We start from the raw sequence: 18535 nt of genomic DNA on the forward strand, positions 1-18535 counted from the left end.
GTTTATACCGGTAGTGACAGGAACTGTGGCGTGTTTGATGCGGGGCAGGTTCGCGCATCAGCGCATCAACCGTTCACAGCTTTTTGCAGACCGTCAAAACCCTATCGGCGGCATTGGAAATTGTTGGAACCGGGCTAGGTACGTCTTGCGCAAATACAATGAGGTTGGCCGTAAATCTTGCCCGCTGTCCTTGAAAGGATGTGGGTTCCGCTTTAACTTTGGCGTACCGTCCGGGCAGCTTGAAATGCTGCGGCAATGGTGTGGTGTTTGGGGTTAATCTATGTCAGCTCCTAAATATTTAGGGGCTTAGTAAGCAAAATCATAAAACTTTATGGTAAGCTTCTGATATCTATATTAAAAACAAGTACCCAAAGTCCGGTAAACTTTCCGGGCAGAAATTCCGGCAAATATTACACCTTTCTGCCTCAGGTTTGACTGCTTCCGACACAGCCGGATTAACGGCAGCCAGTGTCCGAAGTGCCAACAACCCGTTCCCCAAACTGCAACACCGTATTTGCTGACGAATGTGGGAAGCAAACCCCGTTTTCAGGTATCACCGAACCGGATGAGCCTTATTCCGGTGCCAGACGCATCCGTGGCAAACGGGCTTGGGGAGCCGGTGGAAAAACCACCGTATTGGGCATATTGAAGCGTGATGACAAGGTCCGTACCGGAACCGTACCCGGTGCTTCAAAAGTCATGCTGCAAAAGGTTATCCGGGGCCATCTCCCTATCAAAGGCGTTACCAATACCGGTGGCCGGCGTGGTTCTGGTTGATATGGGCTGTGAAAAACACTTCCGTGTCCGTCACGCAGGTAACGGGCTTGCCGGAGGGGTTCGGCATATTGGGGTTATGCAAAAAAAACAGGCCGGTTGAATTTAACGGCGTATCCGGACGGACATTTTATTGGCACCTGAAAGAAACGGGATTCCGCTTTAATCACAGACATGATAACCTGTATGCAATTTTGTTGGAAATGTCACGGAATATGCCTTTGGATTAAATTTGCTTCCTAAGCCACTGATTTAATATAAATACACTTTAAATCATAATTGAATTTTATCAACTATACACTTTAAACGAATGACTTTTCCCAATATAGAAATCATGTATATCGTTTGACCAAAATCAAAGGCCGTCTGAATCGTTTTCAGACGGCCTTTGATATCATTTTATCGTTTGTTTCTGTTTCGGACGGAAGGCTTTGCTCACGGTTTCGTCGGTTTCGATAAATGCGCCGCCGATTAAATCGACACAATATGGAATCGCACTAAACAAACCATGCACTTTCATCCCGCCATTTTCACCGCACACGCCGCCGAGTGTTTCGGCAATGGCTTTCGGGCGGCCGGGCAGATTGACGATTAGGGTTTTGCCGCGGATACCGGCGGTTTGGCGCGACAGGATGGCGGTCGGCATATAATAAAGGCTGATTCGGCGCATTTGTTCGCCAAACCCGAGCATTTCTTTATCAACCACATTGAGCGTGGCTTCGGGCGTGACATCGCGCGGGGCGGGGCCGGTGCCGCCGGTAGTGAATACAATATCGCATTGGTCTGTATCGGCCATTTTTTCCAAGGTTCGCTCGATTTCACCCTGCTCGTCTGGAATTAAGGCTTCGACAAAATGAATGGGGTTTTTCAAGGCGGTCTGTAACCAGTTTTTAAGCGACGGAATACCTTCATCGGCATACACACCACTGCTGGCGCGGTCGCTGACAGATACCAAACCGATGGTAACGGTGGCTAAAGTGGATTTTGTCATTTGTTGCTTTCTTTATCTGCCTAAGCGGCCCGTCTGAAAGATTTCAGACCGGCTGCGGATAAAACCAATAATTAATCTTACTTTTTCAGACGGCTTGTTTACAAATCAACCAGCAACTGGCGGATTTTTTCGATGGATCGGTGTGAATCAATCACACAACTGTCTTGGTCGGCGCCTTCGCCTATACATCTTATGCCGATGATGCCGCAAAAATGCACATAGTTTATGTCCATTTCACGCGCCAAAATTGCTTCAGGCATACCGGTCATGCCCAATACATCGACACCGTCTTGGCGATAACGATTGATTTCGGCACGGGTCGGCCAGCGCGGGCCTTGCAGACAGCCGTATACCGCCCTGAGGTAAACCGGCATTTGATGGGCTTGGGCGTGGGCGATTAATTTTGCTTGCAGGCTTTGTGTGTAAGGCGACGTGAAATCGGTGTGCGGCACCGGTTTTTTCTGCCCTTCGAAAAAGGTCGCACCGCGCGAATGGGTATAGTCAATCAAATCATGTGGCATAACCAAACTGCCGCTTTCCAAAGCTTTGTTGATGCTGATTACGGAAGCTACAGAGATGATGTCTTTCGCACCGGTGGAATCTAATGCCCAAATATTGGCACGATAGTTGATTTCATGCGGGGCGACGGTATGCCCGAAACCATGACGCGCCAAGAACACAATATCTTGACTGCCGAGCTTGCCAAACAGCAACGGGCTGCTCGTCAAACCATAAGGCGTGCGTACAATCCGGCGATCGGTAATGCGGAGTTGGGGCAGCTTGGTGAAGCCGCTTCCGCCGATAATTGCCAGCATTAATATCCTCCTCTGAAAATCAAGCGGTTTCAGCTTAACGGTTATTGTTTGAAAATGCAATAAAAGGCCGTCTGAAACAGATATTTTTGCGTTCAGACGGCCTGATTCAGAGGATGGCTATTTATGTTGGTAAAAATGGCTGCTGAAATAATTCTTCACGCCTTCGCGCAACAACACCAGCGTAACTGCCGCCAACGGCAAGCCGATTAACATACCGACAAAGCCCATAAGCTGGCCGAACGCCATCAGTGAAAAAATAACCCAGAATGGCGACAGGCCGATACGGTCACCGACGATTTTCGGCGTGATGAAGAAACTTTCCAAGAACTGGCCGACCGCAAATACACCCCACACCATCAGCAAACCCGACCATGAGCCGAACTGCAATACCGCCGCAACCGTCGCCAACAGCAAACCGGTAAACGCGCCCAAATAAGGCACAAATACCAAAATACCGGCAATCATACCGATGGCGAAACCTGAGTCCAAACCGACCAGCATCAAACCCACGCCATAAACCAAACCCATAATCAGCATCACCATCAACTGGCCACGCAAAAATTCACCCAATACCCGATCCATATTCTTGGTGATGCGCGTGTAGCTGTCGATAAAACGGCGCGGCACCAAGGCACTGATGCCGTAAGACCAGCGTTTCCAGTCGAGCAAGAAGTAATACAGCAAAAACGGCAGCAGCATTAAATTCGTCAAACCCACCACAACATTGCTGCTTTGCTTCATCAACGTCGGCATCACCGATTTGAGCGTGTTACTCAGTTCACCAGTGTTCGATTGCAGCCAGGCCACAATCGATTCGCTGTCAATGTCGATAAAGTCGCCGCCCAGGCGGTTGGCCCACGGCAGCAGTACATTTTGCAGGAAATCGACAACCTGCGGCAAACGCTCGATCAAATTGTTAAACTGGCCAATCAGCATCGGGATGATAATCAGCAGCAAGGCCAGCAATACCGCCAAGGCAAAAATCATCACAGCCATTGAAGCAATGCCGCGCTTCAAATGCTTGCACTGCAGCCATTCGACCATCGGATTGAGCACATAAGCCAACACTGCCGCCACAATAAACGGCGTCAGAATATTGCCCAACGCATAAATCAGCCACACCAGTAAGACCAAAACAACGGTCATGGTAATCCATGGCTTATAGCCGCGCGGTTTTTTTTGATACATCGTTCAAGCCGTTCATAAACATTCAGACAGCCTAAAGTATAGCAGAGGCTGTCTGAATGCAGAATAAAGAAATACAGCATTTCAGACGGCCTGCCGATTGCCTGCAAAACCCCTGAAAATCTGCCGGCATAGTCACGCCAAATTGCGCGAAATAAGGTAGAATAAGACGTAATTATTCCGTCCCATCCCTTACACGAGAAGTTACCCGCATGAGCACTCCATTAAGCTACCGTGATGCCGGTGTCAATATTGACGCAGGAGACCAACTGGTTGAAAACATCAAACCCTTTGCCAAACGAACCATGCGTCCCGAAGTGCTGGGTGGTTTGGGCGGCTTCGGCGCTTTGGTCGAAATCGGCAAAAAATACCAAAATCCGGTTTTGGTCAGCGGCACCGACGGGGTCGGCACCAAGCTGAAACTGGCTTTCGATTGGGACAAACACGACACCGTGGGTATCGATTTAGTGGCCATGAGCGTAAACGATATTCTGGTGCAGGGCGCAGAGCCGTTGTTTTTCTTGGATTACTTTGCCTGCGGCAAACTCGATGTTGCACGTGCCACAGATGTGGTCAAAGGTATTGCCCAAGGCTGTGAAGAGTCCGGCTGCGCCCTAATTGGCGGCGAAACCGCCGAAATGCCGGGCATGTATCCGGAAGGCGAATACGATTTGGCCGGATTTGCCGTCGGCGTGGTGGAAAAAGAACGCGTGATTAACGGCCGTTCGATTGCGGCCGGTGACGTGGTGCTGGGTTTGGCTTCCAACGGCGCGCATTCCAACGGCTATTCTTTGGTGCGCAAAATCATTGAACTCAGCAATCCTGATTTAGATGCCGAATTCGACAAAGGCAAAACCCTGCGCGAAGCCATCATCGCCCCAACCCGCCTGTATGTAAAACCGATTTTGTCGGTGTTGCAACAATTCACCATCAAAGGTATGGCACACATTACCGGCGGCGGCATCACTGAAAACGTACCTCGCGTTTTGCCGGAAAACACCGTTGCCCAAATCGATGCCGGAGCATGGGAATTGCCGAAATTGTTCCAATGGCTGCAACAAGCCGGTAATATCGGGCAGCAGGAAATGTACCGCACCTTCAACTGCGGCATCGGCATGGTTGTGATTATCGCCAAAGAAGATGCCGAAGCAATTGCCGCATTCTTACGCGAACAAGGCGAAACCGTTTACCGCTTGGGCGAAATCCGCGCGCGTAACGGCGATGAACACCAAACCGAAGTCGCTTGAATTTAAACAGATAAAGGCCGTCTGAAATTTTCAGACGGCCTTTTGTTATGCGTTATCTCATCCAAACAAATCGTTCTATTTTATCTCTTTCACGTATCATCCGATGCTCATTGCGCCATCACTTTTCAGATGGCCTGATTCATTCACCTGCCAACACGCGCCAATTCTTCGCGCATTTGATCAATCACGACTTTGTAATCAGGGCAGCTGAAAATGGCCGAACCGGCCACAAACGTATCCGCGCCTGCTGCGGCAATTTCAGCGATATTCTCTACTTTAATCCCGCCATCTACTTCCAGCGCAATGCGGCGGCCGGTTTGCCCTTCATATTCGTCCAAGACAGCACGCACTTGGCGGATTTTCACCAAAGTTTGCGGAATAAAACTTTGTCCGCCGAATCCCGGATTTACCGACATCAACAGCACCATGTCCAAGCGATCCAAAACATTTTCAAACACGTTCGTCGAGGTGGCCGGATTCAACACCAAACCCGCTTGGCAACCCAAATCACGAATCAGGCTCAGGCTGCGGTCAACGTGTTTGCTGGCTTCAGGATGAAAAGTAATGATGCCGGCTCCTGCTCTGGCAAACGACTGAATCAAATCATCAACCGGCTCTACCATCAAATGCACATCAATCGGCACACCGGCATAAGGTTTCAACGCAGAACAAATCATCGGACCAAAGGTGAGATTCGGTACATAATGGTTATCCATCACATCAAAATGAATCAGATCGGCACCGGCAGCAATCACATTACCAACTTCCTCACCCAAACGGGCGAAATCGGCAGAAAGAATGCTAGGGGAAATGCGGTAGTGGCTCATGGAATGCTCCAAATTTTGAAAGTTTGATGAGTATGGTTGATTGTTGGCGTTTATTTTAACGCAAATCAGGGATTATGTATTTATTTAAAATATTAATGAATAAATGCAACATTTCTGAAAAAATAATCACACGCCTTATAACATACTGAAAATAAAGCATACATTAGTGTTTGTTAATATTGAATTGACGATAAGTTGACAAAAATTAACTTACATAAAACCGCCTTTGACATGCGTATCCGTTATATTGCAGACGTATTCAGAATTAGGAAAATACTGTGTTTGTTGTGTCGAAATCCCCTTTTGTTTTTCAGGTTTCATCGTTTACTGCTTTATTAATGTGCAGCAGTTTGATTTATGCGGCGCCCCATTCTACACAATTGGACGATTTCCATCCCAATTGCAATTTCCGCCAATTGAATCTGAGCCAAGAACAACAAAATACGCTGCGTCGTATTCGTTCGGATTACAAAGCAGCTGCCGACAAAGCTTTCAAAAAAGAACAACGCACTGACCGCACGCGCCGTCGAAACATCATGAAAATTTTAGCCAATCCTAATTTTGATCAAAACAGCGCACGCGATTATGTTGAAGCCCGTTATTTATCCCGCATGGACTTTGCGGTTGATGAATTGACGATGCAACACAGAATTTATCATTTATTGAACCCGAATCAGCGCCAGATTTGGCTGAATACCTGTCTGCGCTAATTCACACGACATGCGACCGTGTAATTAAAAAGGCACTTTTTCAAGTGCCTTTTTGTTTTAATCTGCCACACGTTGTTCAGGCAAGCGCCCTGCCCAATCACAGGCAAACTGCCATGCTGAGCGGCCTGAACGGTTGCTGCGCATTTGTGCCCATAACAACGCAGCTTTTCTAGCGGTTTCATCATATTCCACACCGAAGTCATTCAGCCAATTTTCTACGGCCTGCAAATAATCTTTTTGATCAAAAGGATAGAAGCTCAACCACAATCCGAAGCGGTCAGATAAAGATACTTTTTCTTCGATGGCTTCTTTTTGATGAATTTCGCCGCGCATGCCGGTAGTGCCGCTGTTTTCATCCATGTATTCAGGCATTAAATGGCGGCGGTTGGACGTAGCATACACTAATACATTGCTGCAAGATTGCGACAGGCCGCCATCTAAGGTGGTTTTCAGGGCTTTGTAGGTTTCGTCGCCTGTTTCGAAAGACAAGTCGTCACAGAAAATAATGAATTTTTCCAAACGCTCTGCCAAAAGCGGCAACAAGGCCGGCAACGTGATTAAATCGCTCTTATCGACTTCAACCAAACGCAGACTTTGGTCGGCATATTCGTGCAGCAATGCTTTTACCAGCGAAGATTTGCCGGTACCGCGCGATCCACTCAATAAGACATTATTTGCCGGACGGTTTGCTAAAAATTGCTCGGTATTGCGGATCAAGCGTTCAGTCTGCGAACCAACGGCAGCCAAGCGGCTTAATGGGAAGGTATGCGGATTGGGCAGGCTTTCCAGTACGCCTTTGTGCCCTATACTCTGCCAGCGGTAGGCCAAAGCATTCCAATTAATATCATTTTGTTCTGCCGGTAAAATCAAATTCAAACGGTTTAAAACCGAATCGGCTTTTTTCAAAAATTCAGCTAATTCCATAATTTTTCTTTTCGGACGACTCGGGATATAGAAAATTCCAGCGTTGTTTGCGTTTTTTGTTTTTCGCTTGAAACCCCTTTTAGGATTTTTGAATGTTGTCAGGAATACTGAAAGGCACGGCCAAACCACATGATTCTTAAAGATACTCGAAAACCCAAAAACAATCGTTTCAACAGAAAACAAAAGCTGTTCCGCACAAAAAGTGCCAACAACCTGACTTTTTTCAACATCTGAGACCTTTGTACAAAGTGCCATCTCCGGGGTATTTCTTCGCACTACGCTTCTTGAACGCTTAGCCTTTCTTTTATGATATATCCGCACATTCTAACTTCGGCTGCTTTGAACCTTACTCAAATCTGGGGATTTGAAAAGATCCCGTCCTGTTATTTTAGTTGCGCCATCACGCGTAAAACAGTATCGACAATAGCTTGCGTTTGCGGGTCGATTTCGATATTGATTTCATCACCGACTTGGCGCATGCCGAATAAAGTGCGTTCCAAGGTTTCAGGAATCAGGTGGACATTGAATTCATTACCGGTAACTTCACCGATGGTCAGGCTGCAACCATCCAAGCCTACAAAACCTTTAGTCAAAATATATGGTTTCAAATCAAATGGCAAATGAAACCAAACCGTGCGGTTGAATCCGTTTTCATCGATACGGGTAATTGATGTAGTGGCCATCACATGGCCGCTCATTAGATGGCCGCCGATTTCACTGCCAAACCGGGCGGCGCGTTCCAAATTAACGAAATCTCCTGCTTTCAGACGGCCTAAGTTGGTTTTGACCAACGTTTCACTCATCAAATCAAAGCTGACCTGATGATTGGCCTCAATCTGCGTAATGGTCAGGCAGCAGCCATTATGGGCAATCGATGCGCCGATTTGCAGATTATCGGCCATACTTATCGGCAATTCGACGATATGGGTACGAAAATCGGACGACGGCTGGTTCACCGCCACAATGCGTCCAATCCCTTGTACAATACCTGTAAACATTTTGATACCTTGTATTTTGGATTAGTAGAATTGTAACGCAAAATGTATCAGCCTGTCTGAATGAGTAAGCTTTTTTCAGACGGCCTGATTTGATAACGTGATTAGATTAATGCTTTGAACAAACAATCTTACGCCAACCAAACAAAAAACCGAATCGGCCAGATTCGGTTTTTATGATCATGCTTCATGAAATATCACAGCGCGTCTTTTAATGCTTTACCGGCACGGAATTTAGGAGTTTTTGCAGCAGAAATGGTCAAAGGCTCGCCAGTTTTAGGGTTACGGCCTTGACGCTCGGCACGTTCGCCAACGTAGAAAGTACCAAAACCTACTAAAGTGACAGTGTCACCTTTTTTCAGCGCTTCAGTTACGGCATTAGTAGTCGCGTCCAATGCTTTTTGGGCAGCCGCTTTTGAAATACCAGCTTCTTGAGCAATCGCTTCAATTAATTCAGACTTGTTCACAATCAGTCCCTTCCTATCGTTGAAAATAATAGAGAACCCGATAATTCGGGCTTTTCGTACTTCTGAGTACCTGTATGCTTTATAGCAATTCCGAAATTACCATGTCAAGCGAAAAGATAGGGAATTGCTTTAATTTTCAGGCATTGAAAATAAATCCGTATCCTTTTACAACACATTTGTACGAAATCAGTGTTTTGTGGCTTTGGATCGTGACGGCTTGATTTTCGAGCTTTCGGCCAAGGTTTCCGCATTTTCCAACGGGGCCTGCCAAGGCTGCGGCTGATATTCCAATCCCAAAGCCAATACTTCGTCAATCCATTTGACGGCATGGATTTCCAAACCTTTTTTCACGTTGTCTGGAATTTCTTCCAAATCTTTGACATTGTCTTTAGGAATCAAAACATGTTTGATACCGCCGCGCAGAGCCGCCAGCAATTTCTCTTTCAAACCGCCAATCGGCAACACTTCACCACGCAGGGTAATCTCGCCCGTCATTGCCACATCGGCACGTACCGGAATACCGGTAAACGCGGAAACCATTGCCAAAGTCATGGCAATACCCGCACTCGGACCGTCTTTCGGCGTTGCACCTTCAGGCACATGCACATGTATATCCTGTTTTTCGTAGAAATTCGGTGCTAGGCCGATCGATTCGGAACGGGAACGCAATACCGACCAAGCGGCGCTTACCGATTCCTTCATCACATCGCCCAATTGACCGGTCGATTGAATATTACCTTTACCAGGCAGGGCCACAGCCTCCACTGTCAGCAATTCACCGCCGACTTCCGTCCACGCCAGGCCGGTAACTTGTCCAATGCGGTTTTCACTCTCGGCCATACCGAAATCGAAGCGACGCACACCCAAATAATCATGCAGGTTATCGGCGTTAACCACAATCGCCTTAGGTTTGGTTTTGCGGTTTTTCGATTTTTGCTTATCTTCTTTAAGCTGCACCGCCATAACCACTTTACGGCAGATTTTGGCGATTTCACGATCAAGCGAGCGCACACCGGCTTCACGCGTGTAATAACGCACGATGTCGCGCACGGCAGATTCTTCAATCACCATCTCGCCATCGCGCACGCCGTTGTGTTCCATTTGCTTTGGCACGAGATACTGCATGGCAATGCTGACTTTTTCGTCTTCGGTGTAGCCCGACAAGCGAATGATTTCCATACGGTCAAGCAAAGCCGGTGGAATATTCATGCTGTTGGAAGTAGCAATAAACAATACATTGCTCAAATCATAATCCACTTCAATGAAGTGATCGGAAAATGCGTTGTTTTGTTCCGGATCAAGCACTTCCAACAAAGCAGAAGCCGGATCACCACGGAAATCGTTGCCCAATTTGTCGATTTCATCGAGTAGGAACAACGGATTTCTTACTTCGGCTTTAATCATGCTTTGGATGATTTTTCCCGGCATCGAGCCGATGTAAGTACGGCGGTGGCCACGGATTTCGCTTTCGTCTTTCACGCCACCTAAGGCCATGCGCACATATTTGCGGCCGGTGGCTTTGGCAATTGATTGCCCCAGTGAAGTTTTACCCACGCCTGGCGGGCCGACCAGACACAAAATCGGACCTCTGAGCTTATCACTGCGCTTTTGTACCGCCAAGTATTCCAAAATTCGCTCTTTGACTTTTTCCAAACCGAAATGGTCGGCATTCAACACCAAATCTGCTTTGGCAATATCTCTGATTACACGCGTTTTTTTCTTCCACGGTAAATCAAGCAGCGTATCGATATAGTTGCGTACTACAGTCGATTCAGCTGACATCGGTGGCATCATTTTCAGCTTTTTCAATTCACCCAAAGCTTTTTCTTGCGCTTCTTTACTCATGCCGGCGGCTTTTATTTTAGCTTCAAGTGCCTCGAGTTCGCCGCGCTCGTCGTCTTCGCCCAGTTCTTTCTGAATCGCTTTAACTTGCTCGTTGAGATAATACTCACGCTGCGATTTTTCCATTTGGCGTTTCACACGGCCGCGAATACGCTTCTCGACCTGCATGATGTCGAGTTCGGCTTCCAATTGACCAAGTAAAAATTCCATGCGGCCGACAATGCTGGCGGTTTCTAAAATCTCCTGGCGTTGCTCCAGCTTCAATTGCAAATGCGCGGCGATGGTGTCGACCAAACGGCTGTTTTCGCTGATGCCGTTGATGGTATTTACCACTTCCGCCGGAATTTTTTTATTTAATTTGGCATATTGTTCAAACTGAGACAATAAAGTACGGCGCAAGGCTTCCATATCGAGATTGCCTTCATCTTTATTTTCATCCACCGCTTCAACGTGCGACAAAAACAAATCACCTTTATCTTCCACCGTCAACGCACGTGCGCGGCGCACGCCTTCCACCAAGACTTTGACCGTGCCGTCCGGCAGCTTCAATACCTGCAATACTTGAGCCACCGTACCCATACGGTGCAAGTCTTGCACAGTTGGCTCTTCAGTATTCGGGTCTAATTGAGCCAGCAAAAAGACAGGATCGTCATTACTCATCGCTATTTCCAGTGCGGCAATCGATTTCGGACGGCCAACAAACAAAGGTAGCACCATGTGCGGATAAACCACGACATCGCGCAGCGGCAAGGTAGCCAGTGCGCTGTATTCCTCAAAATATTTATTGTTTTCTGACATAGTATATCTCTGCAGTTTTGAATCAGGTTTTTTCATAAATTGGGCTGAAAAATTGGATTTCAAGACTTGAAAACCGGCTTAATGCGCATATTTGCCCGATAACCATTCCAAATGCAAAAATAAGTCAGGTTAACAAGGCCTGGTGTTTGCGTTAAAATAGCTTTGAACACAAAATCAGGCCGTCTGAAAAGGTTTACCCTGCTTTCAGACGGCCTTAACAAGGAATTCTCATGTCTAATCCAACCCATACCCCGGAACAAGCCGAAACTTTGCTCGAATTTCCGTGTGTCTTTCCGCTAAAAGTGATGGGGCTCAACCACCCTGAATTTGTCAGCTCTATTTTGACGGTGATTCAGGAACATGCCCCGGATACCACCGAAGCCCATATCACCACCCGCTCAAGCAGCAAAGGCAATTACACCGGCGCAACCGTAAAGATTGAAGCCACCAGCAAGGAGCAATTAGACAATATCTACCGCGCCCTGACGTCGCACGAAATGGTTAAAGTGATTTACTGATATGAAAATCGTACAAAAAGGCCTGGCAGACTATCAGCCGATATTCGAAGCGATGAAAGCCTTCAACCTCGGCCGTGACGAGCATACCGAAGATGAATTGTGGGTAGTCGAGCATCCGCCGGTGTTTACCCAAGGATTGTCCGGCAAGCCCGAGCATTTGTTGGTTCGCGGCAATATTCCCGTGGTGCAAATCGACCGTGGCGGCCAAATCACCTATCACGGCCCCGGCCAATTGGTGATTTATACCATGATTGACTTCAAACGCCGCAAAACCAGCGTCCGCCATATCGTTTCCGCAATTGAAAACGGCATCATCGCCACACTGGCCGAATACGGCATTGAAGCCACCGCCGAGCCAAAACGTCCCGGCGTGTATGTGGACAGGCGAAAAATCGCCTCACTTGGCCTGCGCATCAAAAACGGCTCGGTGTATCACGGCCTGGCCTTAAATGTGGATATGGATTTGAGTCCGTTTACCCACATTAACCCTTGCGGCTATGCCGGTATGGAAATGACCCAAATCGCGGATTTCATCAATCCGTGTCCAACGCTTGCAGAAGTGGGAGAAAAGCTGACCGCCCATCTGAGCACGCAACTGACTCCGAAAGAAGCATGATGAGTGAAATTAAAATTGACGATCCCAAACGCGGCGTAAAATTGCGCGGTGCCGACAAAACCGCGCGCATTCCAATTAAAGTGGTGCCGTTACAGGAAAAATTAAAAAAGCCGGAATGGATCCGCGCCAAACTACCTTCTAAAAAATTCTTTGAAATCAAAGATATTTTGCGCGAACAAAAAATGCACACCGTATGTGAAGAGGCTTCTTGCCCGAATATCGGCGAATGCTTCAGCAAAGGCACGGCTACCTTCATGATTATGGGCGACATCTGTACCCGCCGCTGCCCGTTTTGTGACGTAGGCCACGGCCGTCCTAACTATCTGGATCCGGATGAGCCGCAAAATCTGGCCGAATCCGTAGCCGCGATGAATCTGCGTTATGTGGTAATTACTTCCGTTGACCGCGATGATTTGCGTGACGGCGGCGCACAACACTTTGCTGACTGCATTAAAGCCATCCGCGAACGCAGCCCAACCACCAAAATCGAAATCCTTGTGCCCGATTTCCGCGGTCGCTTGGACATTGCCCTGAAAATTCTGGCCCAAACCCCGCCGGATGTGATGAACCACAATCTGGAAACCCATCCGAGCCTGTATAAAAAAGCCCGTCCGGGTGCCAACTATCAGCACTCCTTGGATTTGCTGCGCCGCTATAAAGAAATGATGCCGCATATCCCGACCAAATCCGGCATTATGGTCGGTTTGGGCGAAACCGATGAAAACGTACGCGAAATCATGCGCGACATGCGTGTCCACAACATCGAGATGATCACCATCGGCCAATATCTGCAACCTTCAGACGGTCACTTACCTGTATTGCGTTATGTGACACCCGAACAATTCAAAATCTTCGAAAAAGAAGCTTATGAATTGGGCTTTAGCAATGCCGCCATCGGCGCGATGGTCCGTTCCAGCTACCATGCAGACGAACAAGCCGCCGAAGCTTTGCGCGAAAGTCATGGCGGCGGTTGCAGCCATCACTAAATCAAGCATGTGGATTATGCCTTCAGACAGTATGATTTTTCAGTCTGTAAAATAGCGCGCGACGGCCTTAAAAAGCTTTGAAACTATGCTTCAAGGTCGGGAAATTGCTAGATACACCCGTGGAGGCCGCAGAATGACAGCCAAATACATTTGGCACACTACCGTTAACACCGGTCATGGCCGCAAATCCCCCTTCACAGCGAGATGGATCGCGAGGTGCAGCCTGCTGCAAACTTGGCTGTCCGACATGGCCTCAGGTAAAAGCCGCGCGGTTTTTGAGGATTTATACACTTGCCGACAAAAGCTTGACAGCGGCAAATATGCCGTTTTTGTCATCGGCCGTCTTGATCGGCAGATGGCCGCCACGGATATAATCTGCTTTGCGATTTGCCACCATAGTCAGCCGCAAGGCTAAGTCCGCTTGGCAGGCTGTCGGCAGCCAAGGAATGCCGCCCGATATGCTGTTTTGTGAGGTTGGGTTACTTAAATAACAAGATTTTGACGTCTGACTTGCCTTATTTGGGTTTATTGACGGATTTCGAGCATTCTCTGACTTGGATTTGGCTGGATAGCAAATAAGCAAAAACTGCTACATGCTTTTTTTCTAACAGCATGTTTTAATAGAAAATTATTTTCTTATTGGAAAAATTTTCAGGCTCTCTAAAAATTAAAACAAAATAAAACCATACTTTTTCTTAATTTATGTGATAATAGATAAATAAATTCTTAGTTAATTCGTAAAACATTTACAGAAAGACCATTATGTCAGATGAAAAAAGCAAAGCCCTTGCCGCCGCCTTAGCCCAAATCGAAAAAAATTTCGGTAAAGGCTCCATCATGAAGATGGACGGCAGCCATCAAGAGGAAAACTTAGAAGTAATCCCAACCGGCTCGCTCGGCTTGGACTTGGCTTTAGGCGTAGGCGGTTTGCCGCGCGGCCGCGTGGTTGAAATCTTCGGTCCTGAATCATCCGGTAAAACCACTTTGTGCTTGGAAGCGATTGCGCAATGTCAAAAATCCGGCGGCGTGTGCGCCTTTATCGATGCCGAACACGCATTCGATCCGATTTATGCGCGCAAGTTGGACGTAAAAGTTGAAGAATTGTATCTTTCCCAACCTGACACCGGTGAACAAGCCTTGGAAATCTGTGATACCTTGGTACGCTCGGGCGGTGTGGACATGGTGGTGGTTGACTCGGTGGCCGCATTGGTACCGAAAGCCGAAATTGAAGGCGAAATGGGCGACAGCCACGTCGGTCTGCAGGCACGCTTGATGAGTCAAGCCTTGCGCAAACTGACCGGTCACATCAAACGCACCAATACTTTGGTGGTGTTCATTAATCAAATCCGCATGAAAATCGGCGTGATGTTCGGTAGCCCTGAAACCACTACCGGCGGCAATGCACTGAAATTCTACGCTTCCGTGCGCTTGGATATCCGACGCACCGGCCAAATCAAAAAAGGCGATGATGTCATTGGTAACGAAACCAAGGTCAAAGTGATTAAAAACAAAGTCGCACCTCCATTCCGTCAAGCCGAATTCGATATTCTCTACGGCGAAGGCATCAGCTGGGAGGGCGAATTGATCGACATCGGCGTGAAGCATGGAATCGTGGAAAAGTCTGGCGCATGGTATAGCTACAGCGGTGCCAAAATCGGCCAAGGTAAAGACAATGTCCGCTTGTGGTTGAAAGAAAACCCGGAAGTAGCTGATGAAATCGATGCCAAAATCCGTTCGGCAGTCGGCATCAATATCAACATCACCGAAGACAAAATCGATGATACCGACGGCGAGCGTCCGGAAGAGTAAAACCGACACCTCGGCGGATTTTCAAACCCACTCAAAAGAGCAGGCTTAATGCCTGTTCTTTTTGATTTGAGGCTGCAGTATCCATCCTGTCTACCTGAAATCAGGTACAGGATTGCATCCTTAATGTGAACAAAATTCTCCCCTGTCCGGCATTGTCAAATTAAATGAGTCTTACTCCGGTGCACAAAGTATTAGAAATAGGCGCTTCGGGTAACTCCATTGCCTTCGGAATATTGAAACGTAACGGCGTTGTCTGTACCGGGATTGCTCCTAACGCGCCAACAGCTCCGTTAATCAAAGTGATACGCGGCCATATTATTTATGTCGACGGCGAAATCGACACTGGTGGCCGGAAGCCATACGATAATCTTGTAAATATGGGCTGAGATCTTTTCAACTTGATTTGGATTGTAACAGGCCGTCTGAAACCATTATTCCGTTTTCAGACGGCCGTTTATCTTGAAAACCGACAACAGTCGGCGCATAATCAAACGCTCGTTTTCATGAAAATATCCAACTCTAATTTCAGCAAAGGAAGCTGCCATGAGCAATTATCTCATCCCCAATTTCTCATTTGCCTCGATGGTTCCCGAATGCGCTTCGGGCAGCCGTGTGTGGGATACCGAAGGGCGCGAGCTGATTGATTTGTCGGGCGGCATTGCCGTGAATGCCTTAGGCCACAGCCATCCTGAATTGATTGACGCGCTCAACCGACAGGCGCAAAAGGTGTGGCACATTTCCAATATCTACACCACTTTGCCCGCACAAGACTTAGCCCGCCGCTTGGTGGAACACAGTTTTGGCAACAAAGTATTTTTCTGCAATTCCGGTGCGGAAGCCAACGAAGCCGCGCTGAAACTCGCACGAAAACACGGCCGCGACCATTTCGGCAAACACAAAACCGAAATCATCGCCTGCACCAACAGCTTCCACGGCCGCACATTATTTACCGTATCGGTCGGCGGCCAGCCGAAATACAGTCAAGATTACGCACCTCTGCCTCAAGGCATTACCCACGTTGCCTTCAATGACGCTGCCGCACTCGAATCCGCCGTCAGCGACCAAACTTGCGCCGTGATTATCGAGCCGATTCAAGGCGAAAGCGGCATTTTGCCTGCCACGCAGGAATATCTCGAAGCCGCCCGTCTCTTGTGCGACCGACACAATGCCTTGCTGATTTTTGATGAAGTGCAAACCGGCATCGGCCACACCGGCAAACTGTTCGCCTACGAACATTACGGCGTCACCCCCGACATCATGAGCCTTGCTAAAGCTTTAGGCTGCGGCTTCCCGATTGGCGCAATTGTGACTACCGACCCAATCGCCCCGACCTTCGGCCCCGGTACACACGGTTCGACCTTCGGCGGCAATCCCTTGGCTTGCGCCGTAGCTAACCGCGCATTCGACATCATTAACCGCCCTGAAACATTAAATCATGTACGAACCCAAGGTGAAAAACTTCAGACGGCCTTAAGCCGAATCGGCGAGTGTACCGGTGTGTTCAGACAAGTGCGCGGTATGGGTTTACTGTTGGGTGCGGTGATGGCCGATCAATACGAAAACCGCGCCGGCGAAATTTTCAATACAGCATTGAAACACGGCCTGATGGTATTGACGGCCGGACCGAATGTGGTACGTTTCGCGCCAAGCCTGCTTTTGAATGACAGGGATTTAGAAGAAGGGATGAAGCGTTTGGAAGCCGCCATCAACGAATGGCTGGCTGCGGCTTGACAATGGATTTTGCAGTCGGCACAGGCCGTCTGAAAAATTCAGCGCTCTTTTCAGATGGCCTTTACTTGCCAGAAATAACCGCATTATTCACACAATATAATTAAGAAAAACAAACCTGTAAAATCCCAATACAGCTTAATCGATTGATAAAAACCCACAAAAATCACAACGCCGGTGGCACTATTTTGCGGAGGAAAAATTGCAGTCTTATACGCTTAAGAATGCGGTAAATTATCGCTCATTAACTTAAAAATGATGATACGGGCAGATCGGATTCCTGTATCCGGTCTGCCCGCAATAGCAAACTTTAACTTGAATTGGAATGGTTCCCATGCATTTTAAGCAAGTGTCGGCTTCAAGAATCCGACTTACCTCATGTCGCATGATTCATTCAATCAGCGATATTACCTAACCGATGGTACTGTTCAAAAATCTGTGTCAATCCCCTAAACCCCCATAAAGGAGAAGACACATGACCAAACCCGCAACAGTTTGCGCTGTGTCGCCAGCAAAGGCCAAAAGGCTGAAACCCATATACCGCGAAGCGGCGGAAGCGGCTTTGGACGGACCGGAAGAGAAATGGAGCGGAAATACCCGAAAGTGATACAGTCATGGCGCAGCAAACGGCCGCTCCTGTCTGCCTGTTTCCGCTGCCCCGGAGCCGTACGCAAACCGATTTATACGACCAATGCGGCAGAGGCGGTACACCGCTAGTTTCGGAAGCTGGCCAAAACCCAAGGCGCATTCCCCAATGAAACCGGCCTGCTGAAGCTTTTATATGGCGGTATCGGTAAGGCTTTGGGGAAATGGACGATGCCGATTGCAAACCGGGGGCAGACGCTCCCGCAGTTGGCGGTTTGTTTTGACGGCCGGCCAGACGGCATTATCCGGTTGTAGAATTCAAGTTGACACAGGATTTTGAACGACCTCGTCTATTCGAATGGAATTGCAGGTATATTCTTAATATATGCACAAATATATGCACAAGCGTAACCTGTTTATAGCAAGCGTAGCCTGCTTGTAAGGTGTGCACCTACAGTCACGTGCGCGTATTCCCTGTCTTTAGGGCGTATTTTATCCTTTCAGGCCGAAATAGGCACACGAAGCAGGTTGATACAAACCGCCTTTAAACCGGCTTTGCGCCGTTACTGTTAGCAGCCCGAAATAAGAAGCATAGTTGGATCGGAATGTACGGTGCGCGTTCCAAAACCCTGTGCCATGACATAACACGTTTTCGGCAACGATCTTCTTCGGATAACAGATCGACAGTAGCTGTGTGCTTTACGCATCATGCCGACTG

Annotated in this window: 15 protein-coding genes and 4 pseudogenes; 11 read left to right on the plus strand and 8 right to left on the minus strand. The window is 48.0% G+C overall.

The features are described 5' to 3' along the window. Together C7N83_RS14800 and C7N83_RS08350 are read left to right on the plus strand one after the other, a co-directional pair. Positions 1-277: pseudogene (locus tag C7N83_RS14800) on the plus strand (hypothetical protein); the annotation flags it as partial. Positions 278-347: 70 nt separating this feature from the next. After that, positions 348-1004, plus strand: a pseudogene (locus C7N83_RS08350) (IS1595 family transposase). Between the two features lie 164 nt (positions 1005-1168). Here the strand turns inward: C7N83_RS08350 and mog are convergent. From mog to C7N83_RS08365, 3 genes are all read right to left on the minus strand, one after another. After that, positions 1169-1765: a molybdopterin adenylyltransferase gene (gene mog / locus C7N83_RS08355; protein ID WP_106741957.1), complete on the minus strand. Its 597-nt coding sequence runs from the start codon at positions 1763-1765 to the stop codon at positions 1169-1171. A 98-nt stretch (positions 1766-1863) separates the two neighbouring features. Further along, positions 1864-2580 carry an S-methyl-5'-thioinosine phosphorylase gene (locus C7N83_RS08360; RefSeq protein ID WP_106741958.1) on the minus strand — a complete coding sequence of 239 codons (717 nt, stop codon included), beginning with the start codon at positions 2578-2580 and terminating at the stop codon, positions 1864-1866. A gap of 117 nt (positions 2581-2697) precedes the next feature. Further along, on the minus strand, positions 2698-3768 hold the full coding sequence (locus C7N83_RS08365; RefSeq protein WP_106741960.1) for an AI-2E family transporter: 1071 nt from the start codon (positions 3766-3768) through the stop codon (positions 2698-2700). Between the two features lie 209 nt (positions 3769-3977). Between C7N83_RS08365 and purM the strand changes: the two genes are divergently transcribed. Beyond that, positions 3978-5012 carry a phosphoribosylformylglycinamidine cyclo-ligase gene (gene purM / locus C7N83_RS08370; protein ID WP_106741962.1) on the plus strand — a complete coding sequence of 345 codons (1035 nt, stop codon included), beginning with the start codon at positions 3978-3980 and terminating at the stop codon, positions 5010-5012. Positions 5013-5155: 143 nt separating this feature from the next. On the opposite strand, the gene rpe is transcribed toward purM, so the two are convergent. Beyond that, positions 5156-5839, minus strand: coding sequence for a ribulose-phosphate 3-epimerase (gene rpe, locus C7N83_RS08375; protein ID WP_106741963.1), 684 nt, complete (start codon positions 5837-5839; stop codon positions 5156-5158). Between the two features lie 338 nt (positions 5840-6177). On the opposite strand from rpe, the gene C7N83_RS08380 reads away from it, so the two are divergent. Beyond that, the gene (locus tag C7N83_RS08380; protein ID WP_106741965.1) at positions 6178-6549 is read left to right on the plus strand and encodes a Spy/CpxP family protein refolding chaperone; all 372 of its coding nucleotides are present in this window, start codon (positions 6178-6180) and stop codon (positions 6547-6549) included. Between the two features lie 57 nt (positions 6550-6606). Here C7N83_RS08380 and C7N83_RS08385 read toward each other — a convergent pair whose 3' ends face one another. From C7N83_RS08385 to lon, 4 genes are all read right to left on the minus strand, one after another. Further along, complete coding sequence (locus C7N83_RS08385) at positions 6607-7473, minus strand: ATP-binding protein (protein WP_106741967.1); 867 nt, start codon at positions 7471-7473, stop codon at positions 6607-6609. Between the two features lie 383 nt (positions 7474-7856). Beyond that, positions 7857-8471, minus strand: coding sequence for a riboflavin synthase subunit alpha (locus C7N83_RS08390; protein WP_106741968.1), 615 nt, complete (start codon positions 8469-8471; stop codon positions 7857-7859). Between the two features lie 194 nt (positions 8472-8665). After that, a complete protein-coding gene (locus tag C7N83_RS08395; RefSeq protein WP_106741970.1) occupies positions 8666-8935 on the minus strand; it encodes an HU family DNA-binding protein in 270 nt (89 codons plus the stop codon). A 186-nt stretch (positions 8936-9121) separates the two neighbouring features. Next, positions 9122-11575 (minus strand): endopeptidase La, encoded by a 2454-nt coding sequence (gene lon / locus C7N83_RS08400; RefSeq protein WP_106741971.1) that lies wholly within the window; start codon positions 11573-11575, stop codon positions 9122-9124. Positions 11576-11805: 230 nt separating this feature from the next. Between lon and C7N83_RS08405 the strand changes: the two genes are divergently transcribed. The 7 genes and pseudogenes from C7N83_RS08405 to C7N83_RS16050 all read left to right on the plus strand — a co-directional run. Continuing rightward, on the plus strand, positions 11806-12093 hold the full coding sequence (locus C7N83_RS08405; RefSeq protein ID WP_106741973.1) for a YbeD family protein: 288 nt from the start codon (positions 11806-11808) through the stop codon (positions 12091-12093). A gap of 1 nt (position 12094) precedes the next feature. Beyond that, positions 12095-12709 carry a lipoyl(octanoyl) transferase LipB gene (gene lipB, locus C7N83_RS08410; protein ID WP_106741974.1) on the plus strand — a complete coding sequence of 205 codons (615 nt, stop codon included), beginning with the start codon at positions 12095-12097 and terminating at the stop codon, positions 12707-12709. Further along, the gene (lipA, locus tag C7N83_RS08415; RefSeq protein ID WP_106741976.1) at positions 12709-13695 is read left to right on the plus strand and encodes a lipoyl synthase; all 987 of its coding nucleotides are present in this window, start codon (positions 12709-12711) and stop codon (positions 13693-13695) included. Before lipB ends, lipA begins: the two co-directional genes overlap by 1 nt. A 762-nt stretch (positions 13696-14457) precedes the next feature. Continuing rightward, positions 14458-15504, plus strand: coding sequence for a recombinase RecA (recA, locus tag C7N83_RS08420; RefSeq protein ID WP_106741977.1), 1047 nt, complete (start codon positions 14458-14460; stop codon positions 15502-15504). 96 nt (positions 15505-15600) lie between these two features. Next, a pseudogene (locus tag C7N83_RS16045) lies at positions 15601-15887 on the plus strand (IS1595 family transposase); the annotation flags it as partial. A gap of 160 nt (positions 15888-16047) precedes the next feature. After that, the gene (locus C7N83_RS08430) at positions 16048-17235 is read left to right on the plus strand and encodes an acetylornithine/succinyldiaminopimelate transaminase (RefSeq protein ID WP_106741980.1); all 1188 of its coding nucleotides are present in this window, start codon (positions 16048-16050) and stop codon (positions 17233-17235) included. Positions 17236-17712: 477 nt separating this feature from the next. Next, positions 17713-18132, plus strand: a pseudogene (locus C7N83_RS16050) (transposase); the annotation flags it as partial. Between the last annotated feature and the right edge of the window lie 403 nt (positions 18133-18535).

The organism is Neisseria iguanae, assembly GCF_003013245.1.
Taxonomy (GTDB): domain Bacteria; phylum Pseudomonadota; class Gammaproteobacteria; order Burkholderiales; family Neisseriaceae; genus Neisseria; species Neisseria iguanae.